Genomic DNA, 18,471 nt, shown 5'->3' on the forward strand with positions numbered 1-18,471 from the left:
ATTATAAAACCATCCTATTACATCAACTGAATAAACATCTTTCTCCTAGCATAAAAGAATGATCCAGTTTGGATGACTAGATAAATTCCTGCTATGAAAATGAAGTGGTGTAAAAGCTCTGGATTTTTCATGATTCCGCCTACATCCGTTGAAAGAATGGCGATGTACAGTAATGCGAGTGTGATCCCTATCAAGCTAGGAATGAAGAAGATCGTCCGCAATTCCTTTGAGATGTTCGCTTTTACTTCCTTTGAGGTGACTCCTATTTTATACAGCTTCCTATATTTCGCTTTCTCCACTTCAATCTCGGCAAAAAGATTCAAGTATAAGAGGACAAAGGTGCCGACAAAGAACATGATACTTAGAAAAGTCGTCACGAAAAACATCAGTCCGTTGGCATTTCTGTTGTGATGATAAGCTTCTACTTTTGACGCTACGCGAAAAATCTCTTCTTCAGGCGCAAATTCAGTCCGAGGGTCTTCGATTCGCGGAGTTGCCTGATTTCCGGCGGTAAACATTTCTTTTAGCTCCTCCACTTCAACCCCACTGGATTTCCAGTCGGATACATTGATCAAGTGCAGACTCGATTCATATCCTTCCAAAGAATCTCGCAATAAATCAAACTGGTTCCCATTTACAACGATAAACTCATATGAATTCGGCAGCAGATTAATTTCCATTTTGACCACTTTATCCTTCAGTCTGTACTCCATCTCCTCATTCCCAGTTGAAAATGAGATTTCTTTTGCCACATCGGGGTTTGCGTATTCTGGATTCGAATTTAGATAGAATAGGAACTCATCATCTGCCAATTCCATTTTTTCTGATGTCAGCTTATTAAAATCATCTAGAAACATAAAGGCAAACGGCTGATATCCCTCAATATATTCGAGTCTTTGATAGTGATAAAATATCGGAAGCTTTCGATGTTCTTTCACATCAAATATGCTATCCAACTCCTCCTCCTGAATCAGGTTCTTGGTTTCTGTCTGAAAAAATGCCACATCATAAGGATTATTGGCCAGTGCGTCTTTTTCAGAACTCTTATAAAACGTTAGCAATAAGGTGCTGTAAAAGATCGTAATCATGACCATCACCGTCACGAGCATGATAATTGATGTCAGCTGCTTGAATTTGTGATCAATACTCGTCAAAAACAGCAGCCTTCGATAATAAAATCGCGGGCTTTTTTTGATTGCATGAATGAGAAAACTGGTAAATTGATTCAAGCTGATGTAGAGCCCAATCAACATCACCATTGTCCATAGCGGCAGATAGCCGCCTGCTGACTCCTCATAGGTATAATAAAGAGTCAATAGTGATCCGCTCATAAGCAGCACACCAAAACTACCAAGAATTGCACTTCGGCTCTTGATTGTCTCCGAAACTCTGCTGCTTTTAATGCTTAGAATCGTACTGTTCCTGAGCGTCTGGAACAACGACTTACCAAGTGCAAGTAAAAATACAATCAAGAAAGCTCCTATTGTATAACCAAACATTTTTACGGAAAAGTGAAATGGAATAGCTTCAATGCCGACAAGGCCCATCAGCAGCATGAAAAACAATCTCGAGAAGACCGCCCCTGCCATCAGGCCAGACACAATCCCTGCCAGCCCAACCACTCCATTTTCCAAAAGCAGCAATCTGCAGATATCCCTTTTTGACAAGCCAAGTGCCATAAAGAGCCCGAATTCACTTCTTCTCTTTTTCATGAACACATTATGCGCATAGCTGATGAAAAAAATGGTAAAAACAATCAAGGCGACACCCGGAATCGATAAGGCATCCTGAATCCCATCCATTTTCTTGCCCCGTTCGATCGTGCTGTTGAAATATACCGTTGAAAACATAAAGAAGAACAAGACGGCAAAACTGTTGCATAGATAATAGAATAAGTATTTTCTGTACTCAGCTCTTGCCATCTTCCAGACAATCTGATTAAATGTCATAGGTTTTCCCTCCCAGCACAGCGAGGTGATCCATGATTTGATTCAAGAACTCCTTCCTTCCGCCTTTTTTGACAATACTGGAATGGATTGCACCATCTTTGATAAATACAACCTTTTGACAGTAGCTGGCTGCAAAAACATCATGCGTGACAAGCAGCACAGTAGTGCCAAGCTCTGTAACAATTTTTTCAAAGCATTCCATTATAACTGCAGATGATTTAGAATCGAGATTCCCGGTCGGTTCATCAGCAAACAAAAGTGCAGGGTCATTGACCAGTGCACGGCTGACAGCTGTTCGCTGTTGCTGTCCTCCTGAAATATGATAAGGATATTTTTCCAGTATCTCTTCGATTTCAAAAAGACTGCCTAGATTCTGAACCTTGTTTTCCATTTCGCTCGTGGTCCTCTTTTCCAAAACCATCGGCAGAATGATATTTTCTTTTACTGTAAGGCTGTCCAGAAGGTTGAATTCCTGAAAAACAAATCCTAACTTCTGCCGGCGGAACACGGCTAGGGCATCCCCGTTCATTTCACTTATTTCATTTCCTGTGATCGTGATTTCGCCTGATGACGCCTGGTCAATTCCACTCAATACGTTTAATAGAGTCGTCTTCCCGCTTCCCGACGGTCCCATGATTGCCACGAACTCCCCTTGTTTAACAGACAGGCTTACTCCGTCAAGCGCTTTAGTGGATCCTTCTCCAGTTGCTTCGCCGTATACCTTCACGACATTTTTTGCTTCCAAAATGCCCATTCTTTCATTCCCCCCGAGGTCTTCTAACCCTATATTAATACTGTCAAGGAGCTGGAACCATCGAAGACGCTAAAAAATACCTTACATTTTCGTAAGGTATTTCTTACCCGTTAGCCATCCAATGGTGACAATTGTACCTTCCCCGGATTTGGACTGAATGCTGATCCTCGCTTCAAGTCTGTCAGCGATTTTTTTGCTCAAATACAGCCCTATTCCAGTAGCGTTTCGGACCTTCCGCCCATTTTCGCCCGTAAAAAATGCATCAAACACCCGCTCAAGATCATAATCTGGGATGCCAACCCCTTCATCAATAATCGATAGATAAACGCGTTCATCTTTTCTCTTAATCTGAAAAACAAGCCTTTTGCTTCCATCTTTCAGGGTGGAATACTTAATGGCGTTGGATATGATTTGGTCGATCAGAATCTCATTCCACTTTAGATCGGTAATAATCATTGCCTCATTTTCTTCATATTCAATTGAAGGAAAAATCGAGTGATAAATCCATTCCTTTTTCCTTCGATTGATCAATTTTCTTAACGAAGAAACCAGGTCGATTGACTGCACCTCCATGTCATTTTCAAATCGATCCATTCTGATCATCGTCAGTCCCTGTTCTATGGAGGTGTTCAGACGTTCATTCTCCTGCTGGATTTTTCTCATAATTTCTGTTTTTTCTTCATTTTGAAGGATTAGCTCAACCACTGACACAGGCGTTTTTAGGTGATGCATCCAGTGAGAAAAAAAATAAAATCTCTCTTTATTTTGTTCTTTCAGCATATTGAATTGATGGGAGTGCTCTAGGTTAATTTTATGTAATAGTTCTTGAATAAGCTTTTGTTCATAAGTATGAGGCTGCAAATCTCCACCCTGGTTACGCAGAAGGTGAGCAATCGCCCGATTCGCAGGATAAAACCGAATCCAATCGATCATTAAAAAAACGGCGAGAAGAAACATACCAATTAAAAACGGGTAGGCAAACTCGTTATTCGCCGGCTCACTAAGATGGAAGAACAACAGCATGCAAACCATGTTAATTATGAAAAAGAGGATAAGGATAATCCGATCTTTTAAAAAAATCAGGAGTAATTCTTTTAACATGTTCTCTCTCCGGCTGGATCCTGGAGCATATAGCCTATCCCTCTTTTACTTTTGAGCAGATCCTTCAGACCGAGGTTCGATAGTGTGTGCCTGATTCTGGTCATGTTTACGGTTAGTGTATTGTCATCAACGAAGGTAATTGAATCCCATACTTCTTCAATCAACTCTTCTCTCGAAACGAATGAACCATGATGCTCCATCAATTTCCTTATCAGCTTGTACTCATTTTTTGATAGTTCGACTTTCTTACTCTTATACAGCAAGGACAACGTATTTTCATCCAGACAAAGCGCCCCTGCACAAATCACCTTCTCCTCTTTTAAGGCATATTCCCCGTAAACTCTTCGGATTGTTGCCTTAATTTTCGAATGGAGCATTTGGAATGTGAACGGCTTGGTGATAAAATCATCCGCGCCAAGTTCAATCGCCATAATCTGGTCCATTTCCAGGCTGCGGGCAGAAATCATCAAGATCGGAACATTGGATTTTTGGCGAAAACTCCTGCACAAATAATAGCCATCATAATATGGTAGATTAATATCAAGCAAAACAAGATCAGGGTTCTTCTGTGCAAACTCTTCTTCAATATTTGAAAATTGTTCCGTCTGGACCACAAGATAGCCATAACGCTCCAAGTTTTCTTTTATCAGTTCACCTAATTGCGGATCATCTTCGATCAGCATGATTTTATACATTGACAAAACTCCCTTAAAACTCTCTTATACTAGTATAAATTTTACAGCGGATTAAATCAGCCAGAAAGGCATAAAAAAGAGAAGCGCTGCGAACACTTCCCGATCATTCTTCAATGGTAAGCAACGTCAACTCCGAATCCTCCATGGCACAGCCATTTAAAAAATATTCTTTCCCTGTGTCCGTATTCCGAGATGCAATCGATGTACAGCTTGCTTTATTGATGCTGCCCGAACCAAAACCATCCCTTGTCGAATCATAGGTAGACTGAATGGTTTCTCCGTCGAATACCAGGTCATGCAGAAGCGGGGCTCCTTCTGTAGTATAGGTGACAACCCTAATTTTATCTTTTTCACCTTGCTCTATATGGTCCACAAATTCGTAAAAAGTCTCCAGATTCGAAAGATCCCCATGCATATCGACGATGTCGCTGGACTGTTGAATATAATCATCTGGTCCTTCGGTCTTAATAGGTGCAGGAATTTCTTTTTCCTGGCAGGCAGTGACGGAAAAAAGTAGAAGTGTACAGATTACAAGTTTCTTCATGTTTCAGCTCCTATATTTTATAAAAACCAAAAGCGATGCCACTGTTTCTGTGTGCTAATCTCCAATACAACAACCACCCTTGTCTTACCCAGTAAAATATTACCATATTTTCCCTCGGCGGAAATACAATTTCATAAAATATTGCTGAGTGTTCAATGGCTCGGAAATGGGTAATCTGATTGTATGATTCAAACATGATAAAGGTTGTGTAAAGCTATGAAGAATAAATATTACTCAGAAATCGCCGTTCCAGTTGAAGCCCCTTATGGATTTTTCCCAGGCAAAAAGGCAGAGCGGGATTTCACATTTGATAAAGAAAACCGCTTTAAGGATTACCTTTTAGAAAAGAGCGGCCAATCCTATGACCTCAGTCTGGATGACAGAGGTGAATGGTACTTTTTCACATCTTTTGAATGTGATACGCTCGATGAGTTAAAGCTTTCGAGGCAGATTTTCAGGCCGCCATATTTAAAGGACGAGAAGCTCGAACTGGTGGAATTACTTGAAGATTTGGAGCTTACTCCATTATATGAGGGGCATGATAAAGCTTACGGACATGTTCTTTCCCTTGTACCCGAATTGGACACAGTTTCCGCCTTCCAGCAAGCACGGCTGGCCAATTATGATGGAACCGATGATCCTACCATTATTAAAAAAATCCAGTTCATCGAAAATGACTACAAAGGCGCTAAAACCCGCTTCGTCTCCGGTTTTGAAACACGCTCCTTCGCGACAGTAACGGAAAACGATTACTACGCAAAACATATTCATCTGCCAGGAAACGCGAGAACCTATCTGAAACTGTTCATCTATTTTTCCAGGTACGGCATCCTGCCATCCCAGCAAATGATGCCCAGATTCCTCGGCAATCTGTGGGCCTCTACTCAGAGTTTGAATACCTCGGCGAATCCAGCGCTTTTTAAGGAGGAAGGAATCTGAAACAAACGCTCTGAGAGGAGATATAGACATGGGCAAATTAGCCCTATAAATACAATGTTGTTACCGAATAGCTGGCTCGGCCGTTTTTTCGGCCGCAGCTTCTCTTTTGTTGCGACCGAATTTTTCTTTGGGGCGTTTTTTCGGGCGCTACTTGCCCTTTGTTGCGACCGAATTTCAAGCTCGGCCATTCTTTCGGGCGAAGCTTCCCCTTTGTTGCGATCGAATTTCAAGCTCGGCCACTCTTTCGGGCGCTGCTTCTCTTTTGTTGCGACCGAATTTCAAGCTCGGCCACTCTTTCGGGCGCTGGTTCTCTTTTGTTGCGACCGAATCTCTCGCTCGCCCACTCTTTCCGGCGTAGAACCCTCTATGTTTTTACAGATTACTAATTTCCGCTGTGCCTCTGTTCACGTTTTTTTTCTTCATTCCTTTTAACCCGAGCAATACACGGAGAAGATTAACTCCTCGAATGATATAGTGATATAAGAACATAATGGAAGCAAATGCTACAGATACTAAAACGATCAATTTTACAGGTACAGGCCATTCTAAGTTATAGAGGAAGAATCCTAATAGAATAATGATTGGCTGATGCAGCACATAAAACGGCATGGACGCTTCACTCGTGTATTTCAAGGTTTTATTTGAAAAGTTCAAATACTTATCACCTAAGTACAGGATAAAAAAGATCATGTTCCATACTAATAGGACTCGAATGACCATGAATATTGACCATTCGATTGAAACATTCATAGGGAACCCATAAGAACTTACCCAGAATATATAGGAAGCTGTAGTAAGTATACTTATAGCACCAGCTAAGTAACCTATTTTCCGCACAAACTCCCTCAACGACTCTCTAGCAAAAAAATAAAAGCCAATAATAAATAATAGCAAATAAAAGATTATTCCCCAGCTTGCCAAATTCACCATGCTGTTGACAGTCAGAGCTGCGATGGATAGTGGAATAGGAAGGAATAAGTAATGTTGAAGGGTAAATTCTTTACCAACCACATTCCTCCTTATTTTTTGAAAAACAGGCAACGTAATGACCGAAAAAATCAACAACATTAAAAGATACCAAAGGTGATGCCCAAAAAATGCGAAGTTCCCTGTTCCGCCGATTTCCAGATAGAGGCCGTCAAAATAATGAGGAAAGAACTGCAGAAATGAGCCTTTAAATTGATTGTTCGTTATTCTTTCAATATACACTTGAGGAGGTGACAATAGGAAGATTCCCAAAAGTAAGGGGATTCCAAGCCGTATCAGTCTTTCATTGATAAAACTAGCAGAATTTCTTCTTTTAAGAGCGTAATATGTAGACATTCCCGAGATCACAAAAAAAATCGGCATGATCCAATTCCCGACTAAAAGCGAAAAAAATTCAATATAAGTATGATTAACGATGTTGTTTTTAACGTGCCAATCAAATGAATTAAAGAACATGGAACAATGATAAAGGAACACAATAAACATAAGCAGAACCTTTACCCAGTCTAGATCATACTGTCTGGTTAACTGATTTTCATTTTTCATAGATTCTCTCCTTTGAAGCTATCTATTTCTTTATTTTACCAATAAAACCTACCATTTACATAAAAATAAATTAGCACCCTAATACACACCTTGAAAACATAAATTTTCAAGATGTTATTAGAAGTGCTAATCTTATGTTCTCAACATTATGGACCTACTTAAATATTCATTTCGCTGGCGACATTATTTCGCCAAAACCTTGGCTTCTACGAATTGGTCAAAGAACTCAAGAATCGTACGGTTAACGAGCATTTCGTTTGATTTCTTCGAGAATCCATGGCCCTCGTCTTCGAGTACTAGGTATTTCACATCTCGCCCTTTTTCCTGCAGTGCTTTTACGATTTGATCCGATTCCTGCTTCACGACGCGTGGGTCTTTCGCTCCCTGGATGACCAGCATTGGTTTCGTCATATTATCAAGATAAGTAATTGGTGAGTACTCGGTCAGCTTATCGAAATCTTTTACAGGATCGCCGACCCATTGATTCATGACCGGCTTCCAATGGTCTGGCACAGATTCAACAAAGGAGAAGAGGTTAGACGGCCCGAAAATATCAACAACAGCCTTGAAGTATTCCGGATGGCGGCCATGCAGCAACAATGCCATATACCCTCCGAAACTGCCCCCCATCAAGAGTGTTTTATCGCGATCTGCCAACCCTTTATCATACAGGTATTCAAGACCAGCAATATTATCCAAACGAGGACCCTCACCCCAGTTCCCTTCCACCATCTTGGCGAACGCAAGTCCATACCCTGTCGAACCACGGAAATTCGGAGCAAAAATGCTGTAGCCGCGGTTAACAAGGAACTGGAACATCGCCCGGAAATTGTTCCGCTCTGCAGCCTGTGGCCCACCATGTGGCCAAAGGATGACATGGCCATTATTCACTTCTTCATTCGCTTTATATAACAAGGCTTCCATCATCAATCCGTCATAGGACGAATAAGTCAGGACTTCTGGTTTTACAAGCTCATCTTCTTTTACACCTGGTACTGCAAGGTTTGTGAGCTGCTTCCAATTATCGCAACCGGCTTCCTTCATAAAAATGTTGTACGGCTTTGTCGCTGTTCCAGCTAAAATGTAAACATTCCCGCTTTCTGCTACCGCACCACCCTGGATGATCGAAGCAGGGAGGTCCAGCTTTTGGTAAGTACCCGTCTTTAAATCATACTGATACAAAAAGTCATTCACGCCTTTTGATGTCATCAAGTAAAGGCTGTTCGTACTCTTATCGTGTCGAACCGCGCCAAACTCTTCTTTTTCAACCGAGAGGACCTTCGAAAACTCATGAGATTTCAGGTTGAATTTCGCAAGATAGGCAAAGTCTTCGCCAAAGGTTGTAGCAAAGTAATAGTCGTCCCCAACGAACACGCCTGCATCAACCGTGAATTGCTCCTCAGTTTCCGGTGTCAGTGAATAGGAATGTCCATTTTGAAAAATAAAACCTGGAGCGTATGTATTCGCAAAGTGTTTAACATATACAAAGTTGGATTCCGCTTCATCGACAGCGACCAAAAAGCAGGCTGCACCATCCCCTTCGAGAACAATACTCTCCTCACCAGTTTGGATGTCATACCGGTAAATATTCAGAAAGGTCTCATTGCCTTTGGTGGAAGTATAATAGAGTCGTTGATCATCCTCAGACAAAAATGGGAGCATATGCCGGTGGCCTTCAGCAGTCCGAAGCGGCAACAAATCTCCGCCAGCTGGAGGAAGCGCATATAATTGGCCATTTTCATCTCCATCATGATCAAAGCCAACCACCATAAATTTCCCATTATGAGAATAACTCAAAGCCTGGCAGCTCTGATCAACAAAGGTGAGTGGATATGGATACTGATTCGGCAAATCCATTGCCCACAGATTGTATTTCCCAGTCAAATTCGTGCTGAAAACCAACTGCTTTTCATCAGGACTGACCGTGAACGCTTGAATATTAAAGGTACGATAAAAATTCTCAACATCTGGTTTCTTAAATTTCATCAGTTTACCCCTCTCCCAATCTTTTAGAAATTTCTGTCTATCTTAAAATCATAAACAAATATCTTCCAAATTGTCCAGGAAGTAATGGGATTTTTCACTCGACATTATATGCAGTTCTTATTCAAATGGGATATCATACGGTTCCTTAGTATTCGGGTCATATTGGAATATCCTATAAAAGTCTTTTGGATTTCCTTCTTCATAATCCATATCAACTTCAACAAACTCCCATTCTTTCTCTGTTAGACCATGCACCTTCCAAGGAATTTTATTCTCTTTTAAAACATCCTTAATTGCCAGCGAATCTGTCAAATTAAACTTGTTATAACTGAAATCCCCGATTTCGATCACTCGGCCATCCTTATGCCGGAAAAAGAACGACCATTTAAAACTAGAGCCTGAAGTTCGGCTAAAGCCATCGCTTCCCACATGTCCATCAATTTCAACATAATCAACCTCTGACCATGAAATCTCTTCTTTTTCCCCAAGCTTTGAAACAGCAATCCCATCCGTCCTGACAGACATATAATCATTTCGGGTAATAAAACCAAAAATAACCGCGACAAGAGATCCGATCACAAACATCCATCTTAAATGATTTTCTGTTTTTTTCCATCCGACTAAGAGCATCCTTAAGCCCGGGAAAGCGGCCAGCAATCCGGCAAAAACCATTGTGTAGCCCATCCATTCCTGAGAAACCGGCGTCATATAGACATCTTTTGAATTCCCAACTCTGCCTTCATGATCAAGCGCAAATTTATATATCAGCTGAAGTATGATTGGAATGAGCACGGTCAGAGTTAGATACAACCTTAGACCGAACAAGTTGTCCTTATTGAGCTTTAACATTTCTTTACCATTAATCAAAATTAATCCCAGCCAAAATGGTACTAATCCGGCTATCACAAAAGCAATGACTCCACCCACAGTTGGATTTTTAATGATTTCAAGTGTTCCCATGAAGCCTACTATGATAAAAAATATACAAATAATATAGCCAGTTATATTTTTTAACTTCAACAAAATTGGCAAGCCAATTTCCTCCTCTCTTAAAATGCAATTCTACGATTCGCTATAAAGCTGCAACTTTTGACAAAGAGCAAAAATAAAGTCAAATCTTGCGCTTTCCCGAGAAATATTTCCGCTATAAAGCATTAGGATTTTCTACTCTCATGGAAGATACTTCTCCGCATTTCGCACAGCAGGTGATCAACAATGACGTCCCCATTTTAAACGCATTGAAGCCAGGCGGCTTCACCTTATCGTAGCCTGAGTTCCCAATCTTCCCTACCTTGCTCTCTGTATGCCCGCATTCTTTACAAACGAAATTCTTTTCAGCCATGACGTACCTCCTGAAAATTTGTTATTACATATACGAACCACCCAGAAATTGGTTTCAGAAAAAAAGGGCCTCCCCTAAAGGAAGGCTTCTACACATTAGTTTTATTTCTATGGTCCATACCCAGTCCCAAAGTCACTTATTAAACTCTTACTTTGCACAAAGAAAGAAGCTATTCATTGACTGCTCCTCTTCTCCTGACAAATTCATCAGTTCATAATAGCTCTTCACCAATGTTTGCACCTTTTCAGGAACGCCATCGAAATCTTTGCGAATGGAATGGATATAACTCTTTTCCCATTGTGCGTCCTGTAAATAGGTAGCATCGACGGTACCTTGTTTTACGATTTGAAAACCAGCATTTTCAAGTAACTCCTTAATTTGTGATTTGTAAAAAAGGTTCTGGATGTTCCCATCATTTTTTACAAAGCTTGAATACAGGGCATGAATGGATGCCGCAAAAAAATGCACACGCTGTGATCTATGAGTAAAGTCTAGATCCCATTCTGCCAGGCAAATGGAGTTCGTCATTTTTCGCAATTTCATAAAATAAGAGAAAAGATCATCAGGATTCTTAAAATACCAGGAACTGTGAGACAACACTGCGACATCGAAGACCTCTTTGGACTCAAATGAGGCAAAATCCGTTTCAAAATGAAAGGTAATGCGATCACCTAATGCCGACTTCTTGATACGGTCTGTTGCCTTACCCAAAGATAACGGCGATCCGTAATCTCGGCTGGCTATATCAATGCCTATTACTTTGCCATCCTCCCCTACCGCGTCTGCTAATGCTGCAGTTGTGTCACCCTGGCCACAGCCGATTTCTAATACAGTCATCCCTTCTTTAATCTCAAAAGCCTTTACCAGATTCAATCGATGCTGCAACTGAACTTGTTGTATTTCATCCGTTTCAAATAGCTTATATGTAGTTAAAAATCTTTCTGTTTCTCTGCTAAGCTCAAATGTGGACAATGGAGTCCCCCCTTTCATTAAATATGTAAAACAGGGTTTTAGAAACTACACTTTACTTGTTTTTTTAACCTTATAGCGATAGATACAAATAGCGTTTTTTTCATTTTAATATCAAAAAAGAAATTTTTATAGCAAATTGGCCATCTCTCATATGAAAATTTCCAATACCACAAAAAAATCCCCCGACATCTCGAGAGATTTTTGCATCATGCCTAAATTGATGTGCCGGTTCTTCAGTTTTTGATTTGGAACTTGTAATCACAGTTAGAGTCCGACTATTTCTTAGACATTTCAATCTCGACATGCATCCAAAATGTCTATTAAAACTTGTTTCTTAGACATTTCCATCCCAACCAGCATCCAAAATGTCCATTAAACCCTGTTTTTTAGACATTTTCATTCCAGCAAGCATCCAAAATGTCTATTAAACACTGCATCTTCATCATTATTATCCCTTTTTTAAAACACGAGAACCGTCCCCATGTTTCAATGAACTCGTATGATTTCATATATATCTTCATCATGGTGTACTCTTGTATGCTTTGATTCGATTCTTTCGAATTCTTCGTTTCCGACCTTTGGCAGATCTCCTAGCCACCAGCTTTTGAATTCGTAGATCAGGTCAGTTAACATTGTAATTCCTCCCGGAAATGAATAATGTTTATTTACACTCTCATTATACTTGTGAATAGTTTCACATAGCAAGCGCTTTCAATGAATCCGGAATAGCAAAATTATATTGAAAAATTTGACATTTTCACATAAAGAAACCAGACGGGGAAACGAGATTCCTGCCTGGTTACTCCTACTTATATACTTATTGCATATGATAGATATTACTCGAACTAAGTCGATGAGAATCATAAACAACCTTCCCATCAATCATCGTCATTTCAACCTTTAAATCTTTAATCCTCGTAATAGCCTCATCCAATATACTTTTATCTAAAACCACTAAATCCGCCAATTTGCCAACTTCGATGCTGCCTTTAATCTCCTCTTCAAAACTTGCATATGCCCCGTTCCATGTGTATGCCCTGATAGCCTCCATTACACTGACCTGCTGGTTCTCTCCAACGGGTCTTCCCTCGATGGATTGCCGATTCACCGCGGCATGGATCCCGAGTATTGGATCAAGGAATGTCACGGGTGCATCGGAACCGAATGCTGCAATGATGCCTTTGTCGAAATAATCGCGCGCAGGATACATCACATTAACACGCTCTCCATAATATTCAAGGTATTTGTCACCATTCACATACATAAAAACCGGATTAGGCGTTACAACCACGCCAAGCTTTTTCATCCTTTCCTGCAGATCTGGTGAGGCAATTCCAGCGTGCTCCATCCGATGCCGGTGGTTATCACGAGGATGCTTGGACAATGCTTCTTCATAACAATCCAGCAGCATTTCAATTGCCCGGTCGCCTTGTGCATGCGCGGTCAACTGAAAACCTTTTTCATGCGCCTCACCCAATATCCGATTCAATTCTTCCTGGCTGTAATAAATGATGCCCTTGTCTTGAGGAGCGTGTGAATACCCTTCTCGAGTGGCGATTGTCGGTCCAACACTGCTTCCATCGGTAAATAGCTTCGCTGGGCCGATTTTAAAATAATCATTTCCTAAACCAGAAATCGGACCTGCATCCACCATTTTTTTCACAAATTCATGGGAATTGGTCAGGGAGCCGATCATCGCATACACACGAAGTTTTACCTCTTCTGCTTTGATTGCCTGCTGCATGATTCTGATGGTCTCAGCACCTTCACCATAACCCCCTGCATCATGGATACTGGTGATTCCCGCTTTGATAAACTCCTCAGAAGCGAGCTTCATTCCCATCCTTAGTTCTTCATTACTATAGCTTGCATATTGAAAGACCTGCATATGGGCGTTTTCGATCATCCGTCCTGTCAGGGTCCCATCTGGATTACGCTCAATGATTCCCCCTTCAGGATCCGGAGTGGCCTCCGTGATGCCCGCAATCTCCAATGCCTTGCTGTTGACAACGCAAGTATGGTTACACGTTCGAATGATGACGATCGGATGGTCTGTTGAAATAGCATCCAAATCATCTTTTGTTGGATAACGGTTCTCTGTTAGATTTGTCTCTTTAAATCCCCAGGCTCTGACCCATTGCCCAATTGGAGTTTCTTCCGCCTTTTTCTTAAGTTCATAAAACAGGTCGTCCAAAGATTGAATATGCGGCTCAATGCAGCTTACACCCAAGAGATTCGTTCCATAGATCGTCAAATGGATATGAGCATCAATAATCCCAGGCATCAGCGTTTTGCCGTCCAGGTCAATGACTCTTGTGTGCTCTGACGCGAATTCCTTTATCTCATTCGTTGTCCCCACTGCTATAATCCGGTTATCCCTCACCGCAACAGCTTCTGCAAGAGAGTTCTCTCCATCGACCGTAATGACTTCTCCATTAATAAAAATAATATCTGCTTTCATCGCTTCTCCTTTCTATTGCAAAAAAATCGCCAGACTCGTATCTAGTAAACGAGCATCCTGGCGATTTTATTAAATTATGCTACATCAACATATCTATTTACCTCTTCTTCATTTTGCGCTTTTGTCATATAGCTCACCGTCACCATTATGACAATATTGGAAATCAAGCCAAGAATACCGGCATGAATTTCAAACGGAGTGGAGGTTGCGACTAACTGGAAGTAGTAATTCACCAATGTGCCTACGATTAATCCTGAAACAACACCTTGAGTTGTTGCCCGTCTCCAAAATAACGCACTATAAACACCTGGCGCGAATTGGACAATCGATCCATATGCACCTAAAAGCAAGGCAATCAATCCTTGTCCGCCAAATACGGTAATATAATAAGCTAATGCTCCGATTACGAATACGCCGATTCGCATGATCAAAAGTGTAGTCTTGTCGGAAAGGTTTTTCCAAATCGACTTTACTACACCATCGGTCACTTCCAATGAGGCGCTATGTGTGATAGCATCAGCAGTCGACATCGCTGCAGCCAATGCACCTGCCCCTACAAGGCCATACAGCCAGCCAGGCAAATTCATGACGGTGGTGATCAAGTAAGGCAAAACCTGATCGGCACTTTCAAGCTGTCCGGAATCTACGACTCCTTTTGCGGCAAAGCCAACAAGTAAAAGCGGTACTAAAAACAAGGCAAAAATCGGATAAGCAAGCACGGTCTTTTTTATCGTCCGTGAACTGGAAGCATACGATTTAGAAAATAAATGCGGCCACATCAGGAATCCAATGACAGAAACGAGAATGGTCGTCGTATAAGCAACGGTTCCCATGGATGAACCCTCTTTGCCGATTTGCAGGAACTCAGGTGTTTCCCGTGCAATCGAAGCAAACATATCCGTCGTTCCGCCATGGAGCTGATAGACGATTGTCAATCCAACCACCCATGAGATGATGATCATCAGCAATCCCTGGAACACATCCGACCATGCAGCAGCACGCAGTCCGCCTGTAGCTACATATACTACAACAATTCCATAAGATACAAGTGCACCTAACCAGAAAGGGATTCTGCCTTCTGTCATGATGTTAAAAATAATCGCCATTCCTGACATTTGCGTAGCCAGGTATTGAATCGAAGCGAACAATGCGATCAAGCCCACCAATACGGCTAGCGCAGGACTGTTGAAACGTCCCTTCAGGAACCCGGCAACAGTATAGAGGCGGTGCTTCTTCCCGATTTTCCCGATCTTGGGGCCAATGATATACCATGGCAGAATGGCAAATGCCGTATAAGTAATAATGTATAAGGCCGGTGCGCCTTTAGAATAAGCCCATCCCGGAGCTCCTAAAAAGGAGAAAGCGCTGAAAACGGCTCCGCCCATCAAGAACCACATCACAAACAATCCAAGTTTCCCGCCAGCTACGGCGAATTCATCTAGAGAACTGCTATCTCTTCCTCTCCCGGCCATGACTCCAACAATAAGAGCGATGACTAGATACAAGATCATCATTAAGAGTGCGACTTGCCATCCTGGCATTATACATCCTCCTCCTCATCCTGGTCTGGGTCAAAACGATATAAAACAACCAATGCAATGAATGTTATGAAGATCCACAGGATTACCCAGAAAAATGAAAAGGGTAAGCCGAAAAGGATCGGAGTTGCCCGGTTCGCGAACTCAAATAATGGAAATACGAGCATTAAAAATGGAATTAACCCAACTGCGATATAAAGGGTGTTAAATTTCGTTTTGCTCAAACTGTCTCATCTCCTTTTTCTAAATCATTCTCCTGCCATTTTGACAGTCGTGCGATAAAGCAGTTCAGTTCCCAATGAAATATCTTCAAAAGTAGAAAATTCTTTGGGATTATGGCTGATGCCGTCTTTGCAGCGGACGAAGATCATTCCGTAATCGCAGACATAGGACATGGCAAGTGAATCATGGAATGGGCCGCTCATCAGTTCCATCGTATCGAGACCCATCTTGTCGCTTTCTGCTCTCATGACGTTCATGATGTCCTGGGAGCAATAGCGTGGCTCGGAGTTCGTATCCTCGGAGATCCTGCATGTCAAGCCGTGCTTGGAAGTGATTTCTGTGATCCTGGCTCTTAATCTTTCTTCGATCCGATGTCTTCTATCAATATCGATATCTCGTAAATCCACGGTAAAACTTACTTTTTCAGGGATGATGTTCCGTGAGTCCGGGAACACTTTCAAACTTCCTACCGTACCTACTGTAGGCGCATCCGGATCTTCACTCGCCAGTTCATTCAGGGCGACGATCACCTTGGCTGCCCCGACCAGTGCGTCCTGCCTCATCGGCATCGGCACCGAACCGGCATGTCCAGCGAACCCTTCCAACTCAACCGTCAGCCATAATGGACCTGAAATTCCAGTGACAATTCCGACCGGCAAATTGTTTTTCTCAAGTACAGGCCCCTGTTCAATATGCATTTCCAGGAACGCACCAATACTTCCCTCTGGATACTGTGATTCTTTGAATCGATCAGGATCGCAACCGAATTCGACCAACGCCTCTCTTCTGGTGACCCCGTCTTTGTCCATACGGTCGAGCTCGCCTTCTTCCAGCTTGCCAAGAATTCCTCTTACCCCAAATAAACCTTTATTGAAGCGGCAGCCTTCCTCATCGCTAAAAGCAACGACTTCAATCGGCATCTTCGGCATGAGGTTCTGTTCTTTCATCGTCTGGACAGTTTCAATGGCGCCAAGCACCCCGATCACGCCATCAAATCGGCCTCCATATGGCTGCGAATCGATATGGGAGCCAAGCATTAAAATCGGCGCGTCAGCATTTTCTCCTTCAAAACGGCCAATCAAATTCCCGAAGTCATCAATCCTTGCTGTCAGGCCAGCTTCCTCCATCCAGCTCTTCACCAGCTCAACACCCTGTCGATCCTCCTTCGATAAGGTCAGGCGGCATACACCCGTCTCGGCGATCTTGCCGATTTCAGCCAGCTCATTGATTCTCTGTTCCAGCCGCTGCTTATTGATCGTCAATGTTTGCAACTCCATTTGTTTTCCCTCCTTTAACATCGAGCACTGAACCTAGCATTCAAATCATCGCCATCTGATGAGCCTTGGCTACTTCCTCATAAACGATTCTGCCATCTACAACATTGAGGCCCTTGTGCAAAGCTTCGTTTTCTTTAAAAGCCAGCTCGTACCCTTTGTTGGCGATTTGTAAAATATATGGGACTGTCACATTTGTCAAAGCCATCGTCGAGGTTCTCGGTACAGCACCTGGCATATTTCCGACTGCATAGTGGACAACGCCATGTTTGACATATGTCGGATTGGCGTGGGTAGTGACATGTGTGGCTGTCTCAAAAATCCCTCCCTGGTCGATTGCCACATCGACAATGACAGAGCCTTCCTGCATGAGGCAAACCATCTCTTCCGTAACCAGCTTCGGTGCCTTCGCTCCTGGAATCAGCACCGCTCCGATTACAAGGTCCGATTCGGCAACGGTATCAGCGATTGTGTATGAACTGGACATCAAGGTAGTAATACTGTTGCCGAAAATGTCATCCAATTCCCGCAGCCGGTCCGGGCTGACATCGAGGATCGACACCTGTGCCCCCAAACCTGCCGCTACCTTCGCAGCATTCGTCCCAACGACTCCGCCGCCAATGATCGTAACCTTCCCCCTGCTTACCCCAGGAACTCCACCTAGCAGAACACCTTTTCCCCCGCGTGACTTTTCAAGAAAAGATGCACCAATCTGTGTCGCCATCCTGCCGGCCACCTCGCTCATTGGCGTCAGGAGAGGCAATGTCCTGTTTGGAAGCTGAACCGTTTCGTAGGCGACAGCAACGACCTTCTTCTCAACCAATGCTTCTGTCAAGGCACGGTCCGCTGCAAGATGCAAATGCGTGAATAAGATGAGCCCTTCATAGAAATATGGATACTCTTCAGGCGTTGGTTCTTTTACCTTAACGACCATTTCACTTTTCCAAACTTCCTCAGCTGTTTCTATAATGACCGCACCGGCTTCCATATAAAGCTCATCGATAAACCCTGAATTCAGCCCTGCCCCTTTCTCGACCACGACATGATGCTGGTGCTGCACTAACTGCATCACTCCTGCCGGTGTGAGGGCAACCCTGTTCTCATTGTTCTTAATCTCCTTGGGTACTCCAATTCTCATCGTCCATCTGCCTCTCTGGTAAA

The 18,471-nt window shown here is 42.5% G+C and carries 17 protein-coding genes; 1 reads left to right on the forward strand and 16 read right to left on the reverse strand.

Going from position 1 to position 18,471, the window contains the following annotated elements:
- Positions 1-17: 17 nt before the first annotated feature.
- The 5 genes from ACXAEA_RS12735 to ACXAEA_RS12755 all read right to left on the reverse strand — a co-directional run bounded on the left by ACXAEA_RS12735 (position 18) and on the right by ACXAEA_RS12755 (position 5,043).
- On the reverse strand, positions 18-1,949 hold the full coding sequence (locus tag ACXAEA_RS12735) for an FtsX-like permease family protein (protein ID WP_475096258.1): 1,932 nt from the start codon (positions 1,947-1,949) through the stop codon (positions 18-20).
- On the reverse strand, positions 1,939-2,703 hold the full coding sequence (locus tag ACXAEA_RS12740; RefSeq protein ID WP_475096259.1) for an ABC transporter ATP-binding protein: 765 nt from the start codon (positions 2,701-2,703) through the stop codon (positions 1,939-1,941). Before ACXAEA_RS12740 ends, ACXAEA_RS12735 begins: the two co-directional genes overlap by 11 nt.
- A gap of 81 nt (positions 2,704-2,784) precedes the next feature.
- The gene (locus ACXAEA_RS12745; protein WP_475096260.1) at positions 2,785-3,804 is read right to left on the reverse strand and encodes a sensor histidine kinase; all 1,020 of its coding nucleotides are present in this window, start codon (positions 3,802-3,804) and stop codon (positions 2,785-2,787) included.
- Positions 3,798-4,499 carry a response regulator transcription factor gene (locus ACXAEA_RS12750; RefSeq protein WP_475096261.1) on the reverse strand — a complete coding sequence of 234 codons (702 nt, stop codon included), beginning with the start codon at positions 4,497-4,499 and terminating at the stop codon, positions 3,798-3,800. Before ACXAEA_RS12750 ends, ACXAEA_RS12745 begins: the two co-directional genes overlap by 7 nt.
- Positions 4,500-4,602: 103 nt before the next feature.
- Positions 4,603-5,043 (reverse strand): DUF4362 domain-containing protein, encoded by a 441-nt coding sequence (locus ACXAEA_RS12755; RefSeq protein WP_475096262.1) that lies wholly within the window; start codon positions 5,041-5,043, stop codon positions 4,603-4,605.
- 216 nt (positions 5,044-5,259) lie between these two features.
- On the opposite strand from ACXAEA_RS12755, the gene ACXAEA_RS12760 reads away from it, so the two are divergent.
- Entirely contained in the window at positions 5,260-5,982 is a 723-nt protein-coding gene (locus ACXAEA_RS12760) for a hypothetical protein (protein WP_475096263.1), read from the forward strand.
- 372 nt (positions 5,983-6,354) lie between these two features.
- On the opposite strand, the gene ACXAEA_RS12765 is transcribed toward ACXAEA_RS12760, so the two are convergent.
- The 11 genes from ACXAEA_RS12765 to ald form a co-directional block, all read right to left on the reverse strand.
- Positions 6,355-7,515, reverse strand: a complete 1,161-nt coding sequence (locus tag ACXAEA_RS12765) for an acyltransferase family protein (RefSeq protein ID WP_475096264.1) — start codon at positions 7,513-7,515, stop codon at positions 6,355-6,357.
- Positions 7,516-7,698: 183 nt separating this feature from the next.
- Positions 7,699-9,501 (reverse strand): S9 family peptidase, encoded by a 1,803-nt coding sequence (locus tag ACXAEA_RS12770; RefSeq protein WP_475096265.1) that lies wholly within the window; start codon positions 9,499-9,501, stop codon positions 7,699-7,701.
- A 117-nt stretch (positions 9,502-9,618) separates the two neighbouring features.
- Positions 9,619-10,533: a hypothetical protein gene (locus ACXAEA_RS12775; RefSeq protein WP_475096266.1), complete on the reverse strand. Its 915-nt coding sequence runs from the start codon at positions 10,531-10,533 to the stop codon at positions 9,619-9,621.
- A 112-nt stretch (positions 10,534-10,645) separates the two neighbouring features.
- Entirely contained in the window at positions 10,646-10,843 is a 198-nt protein-coding gene (locus ACXAEA_RS12780; protein WP_475096267.1) for a hypothetical protein, read from the reverse strand.
- 147 nt (positions 10,844-10,990) lie between these two features.
- Positions 10,991-11,815 carry an SAM-dependent methyltransferase gene (locus tag ACXAEA_RS12785; protein WP_475096268.1) on the reverse strand — a complete coding sequence of 275 codons (825 nt, stop codon included), beginning with the start codon at positions 11,813-11,815 and terminating at the stop codon, positions 10,991-10,993.
- 486 nt (positions 11,816-12,301) lie between these two features.
- Complete coding sequence (locus ACXAEA_RS12790) at positions 12,302-12,448, reverse strand: hypothetical protein (protein WP_475096269.1); 147 nt, start codon at positions 12,446-12,448, stop codon at positions 12,302-12,304.
- A gap of 184 nt (positions 12,449-12,632) precedes the next feature.
- Entirely contained in the window at positions 12,633-14,276 is a 1,644-nt protein-coding gene (locus tag ACXAEA_RS12795) for an amidohydrolase (RefSeq protein ID WP_475096270.1), read from the reverse strand.
- A 74-nt stretch (positions 14,277-14,350) separates the two neighbouring features.
- Positions 14,351-15,817, reverse strand: coding sequence for a sodium:solute symporter family protein (locus ACXAEA_RS12800; RefSeq protein ID WP_475096271.1), 1,467 nt, complete (start codon positions 15,815-15,817; stop codon positions 14,351-14,353).
- A complete protein-coding gene (locus ACXAEA_RS12805; protein ID WP_475096272.1) occupies positions 15,817-16,038 on the reverse strand; it encodes a DUF3311 domain-containing protein in 222 nt (73 codons plus the stop codon). Before ACXAEA_RS12805 ends, ACXAEA_RS12800 begins: the two co-directional genes overlap by 1 nt.
- Before the next feature lie 24 nt (positions 16,039-16,062).
- Complete coding sequence (locus ACXAEA_RS12810) at positions 16,063-17,313, reverse strand: M20 family metallo-hydrolase (protein WP_475096273.1); 1,251 nt, start codon at positions 17,311-17,313, stop codon at positions 16,063-16,065.
- A gap of 40 nt (positions 17,314-17,353) precedes the next feature.
- Positions 17,354-18,448 carry an alanine dehydrogenase gene (ald, locus tag ACXAEA_RS12815; protein ID WP_475096274.1) on the reverse strand — a complete coding sequence of 365 codons (1,095 nt, stop codon included), beginning with the start codon at positions 18,446-18,448 and terminating at the stop codon, positions 17,354-17,356.
- Between the last annotated feature and the right edge of the window lie 23 nt (positions 18,449-18,471).

The sequence above is a fragment of the Mesobacillus sp. ABV4_180 genome (assembly GCF_056158485.1).

What these genes read in the sequence shown, in the direction of transcription:
- ACXAEA_RS12795 (WP_475096270.1), bottom strand. Translation starts at nt 14,276, where the DNA reads ATGAAAGCAGATATTATTTTTATTAATGGAGAAGTCATTACGGTCGAT.
- ACXAEA_RS12750 (WP_475096261.1), bottom strand. Translation starts at nt 4,499, where the DNA reads ATGTATAAAATCATGCTGATCGAAGATGATCCGCAATTAGGTGAACTG.
- ACXAEA_RS12790 (WP_475096269.1), bottom strand. Translation starts at nt 12,448, where the DNA reads ATGTTAACTGACCTGATCTACGAATTCAAAAGCTGGTGGCTAGGAGAT.
- ald (WP_475096274.1), bottom strand. Translation starts at nt 18,448, where the DNA reads ATGAGAATTGGAGTACCCAAGGAGATTAAGAACAATGAGAACAGGGTT.
- ACXAEA_RS12770 (WP_475096265.1), bottom strand. Translation starts at nt 9,501, where the DNA reads ATGAAATTTAAGAAACCAGATGTTGAGAATTTTTATCGTACCTTTAAT.
- ACXAEA_RS12810 (WP_475096273.1), bottom strand. Translation starts at nt 17,313, where the DNA reads ATGGAGTTGCAAACATTGACGATCAATAAGCAGCGGCTGGAACAGAGA.
- ACXAEA_RS12740 (WP_475096259.1), bottom strand. Translation starts at nt 2,703, where the DNA reads ATGGGCATTTTGGAAGCAAAAAATGTCGTGAAGGTATACGGCGAAGCA.
- ACXAEA_RS12780 (WP_475096267.1), bottom strand. Translation starts at nt 10,843, where the DNA reads ATGGCTGAAAAGAATTTCGTTTGTAAAGAATGCGGGCATACAGAGAGC.
- ACXAEA_RS12735 (WP_475096258.1), bottom strand. Translation starts at nt 1,949, where the DNA reads ATGACATTTAATCAGATTGTCTGGAAGATGGCAAGAGCTGAGTACAGA.
- ACXAEA_RS12800 (WP_475096271.1), bottom strand. Translation starts at nt 15,817, where the DNA reads ATGCCAGGATGGCAAGTCGCACTCTTAATGATGATCTTGTATCTAGTC.
- ACXAEA_RS12745 (WP_475096260.1), bottom strand. Translation starts at nt 3,804, where the DNA reads ATGTTAAAAGAATTACTCCTGATTTTTTTAAAAGATCGGATTATCCTT.
- ACXAEA_RS12760 (WP_475096263.1), top strand. Translation starts at nt 5,260, where the DNA reads ATGAAGAATAAATATTACTCAGAAATCGCCGTTCCAGTTGAAGCCCCT.
- ACXAEA_RS12755 (WP_475096262.1), bottom strand. Translation starts at nt 5,043, where the DNA reads ATGAAGAAACTTGTAATCTGTACACTTCTACTTTTTTCCGTCACTGCC.
- ACXAEA_RS12765 (WP_475096264.1), bottom strand. Translation starts at nt 7,515, where the DNA reads ATGAAAAATGAAAATCAGTTAACCAGACAGTATGATCTAGACTGGGTA.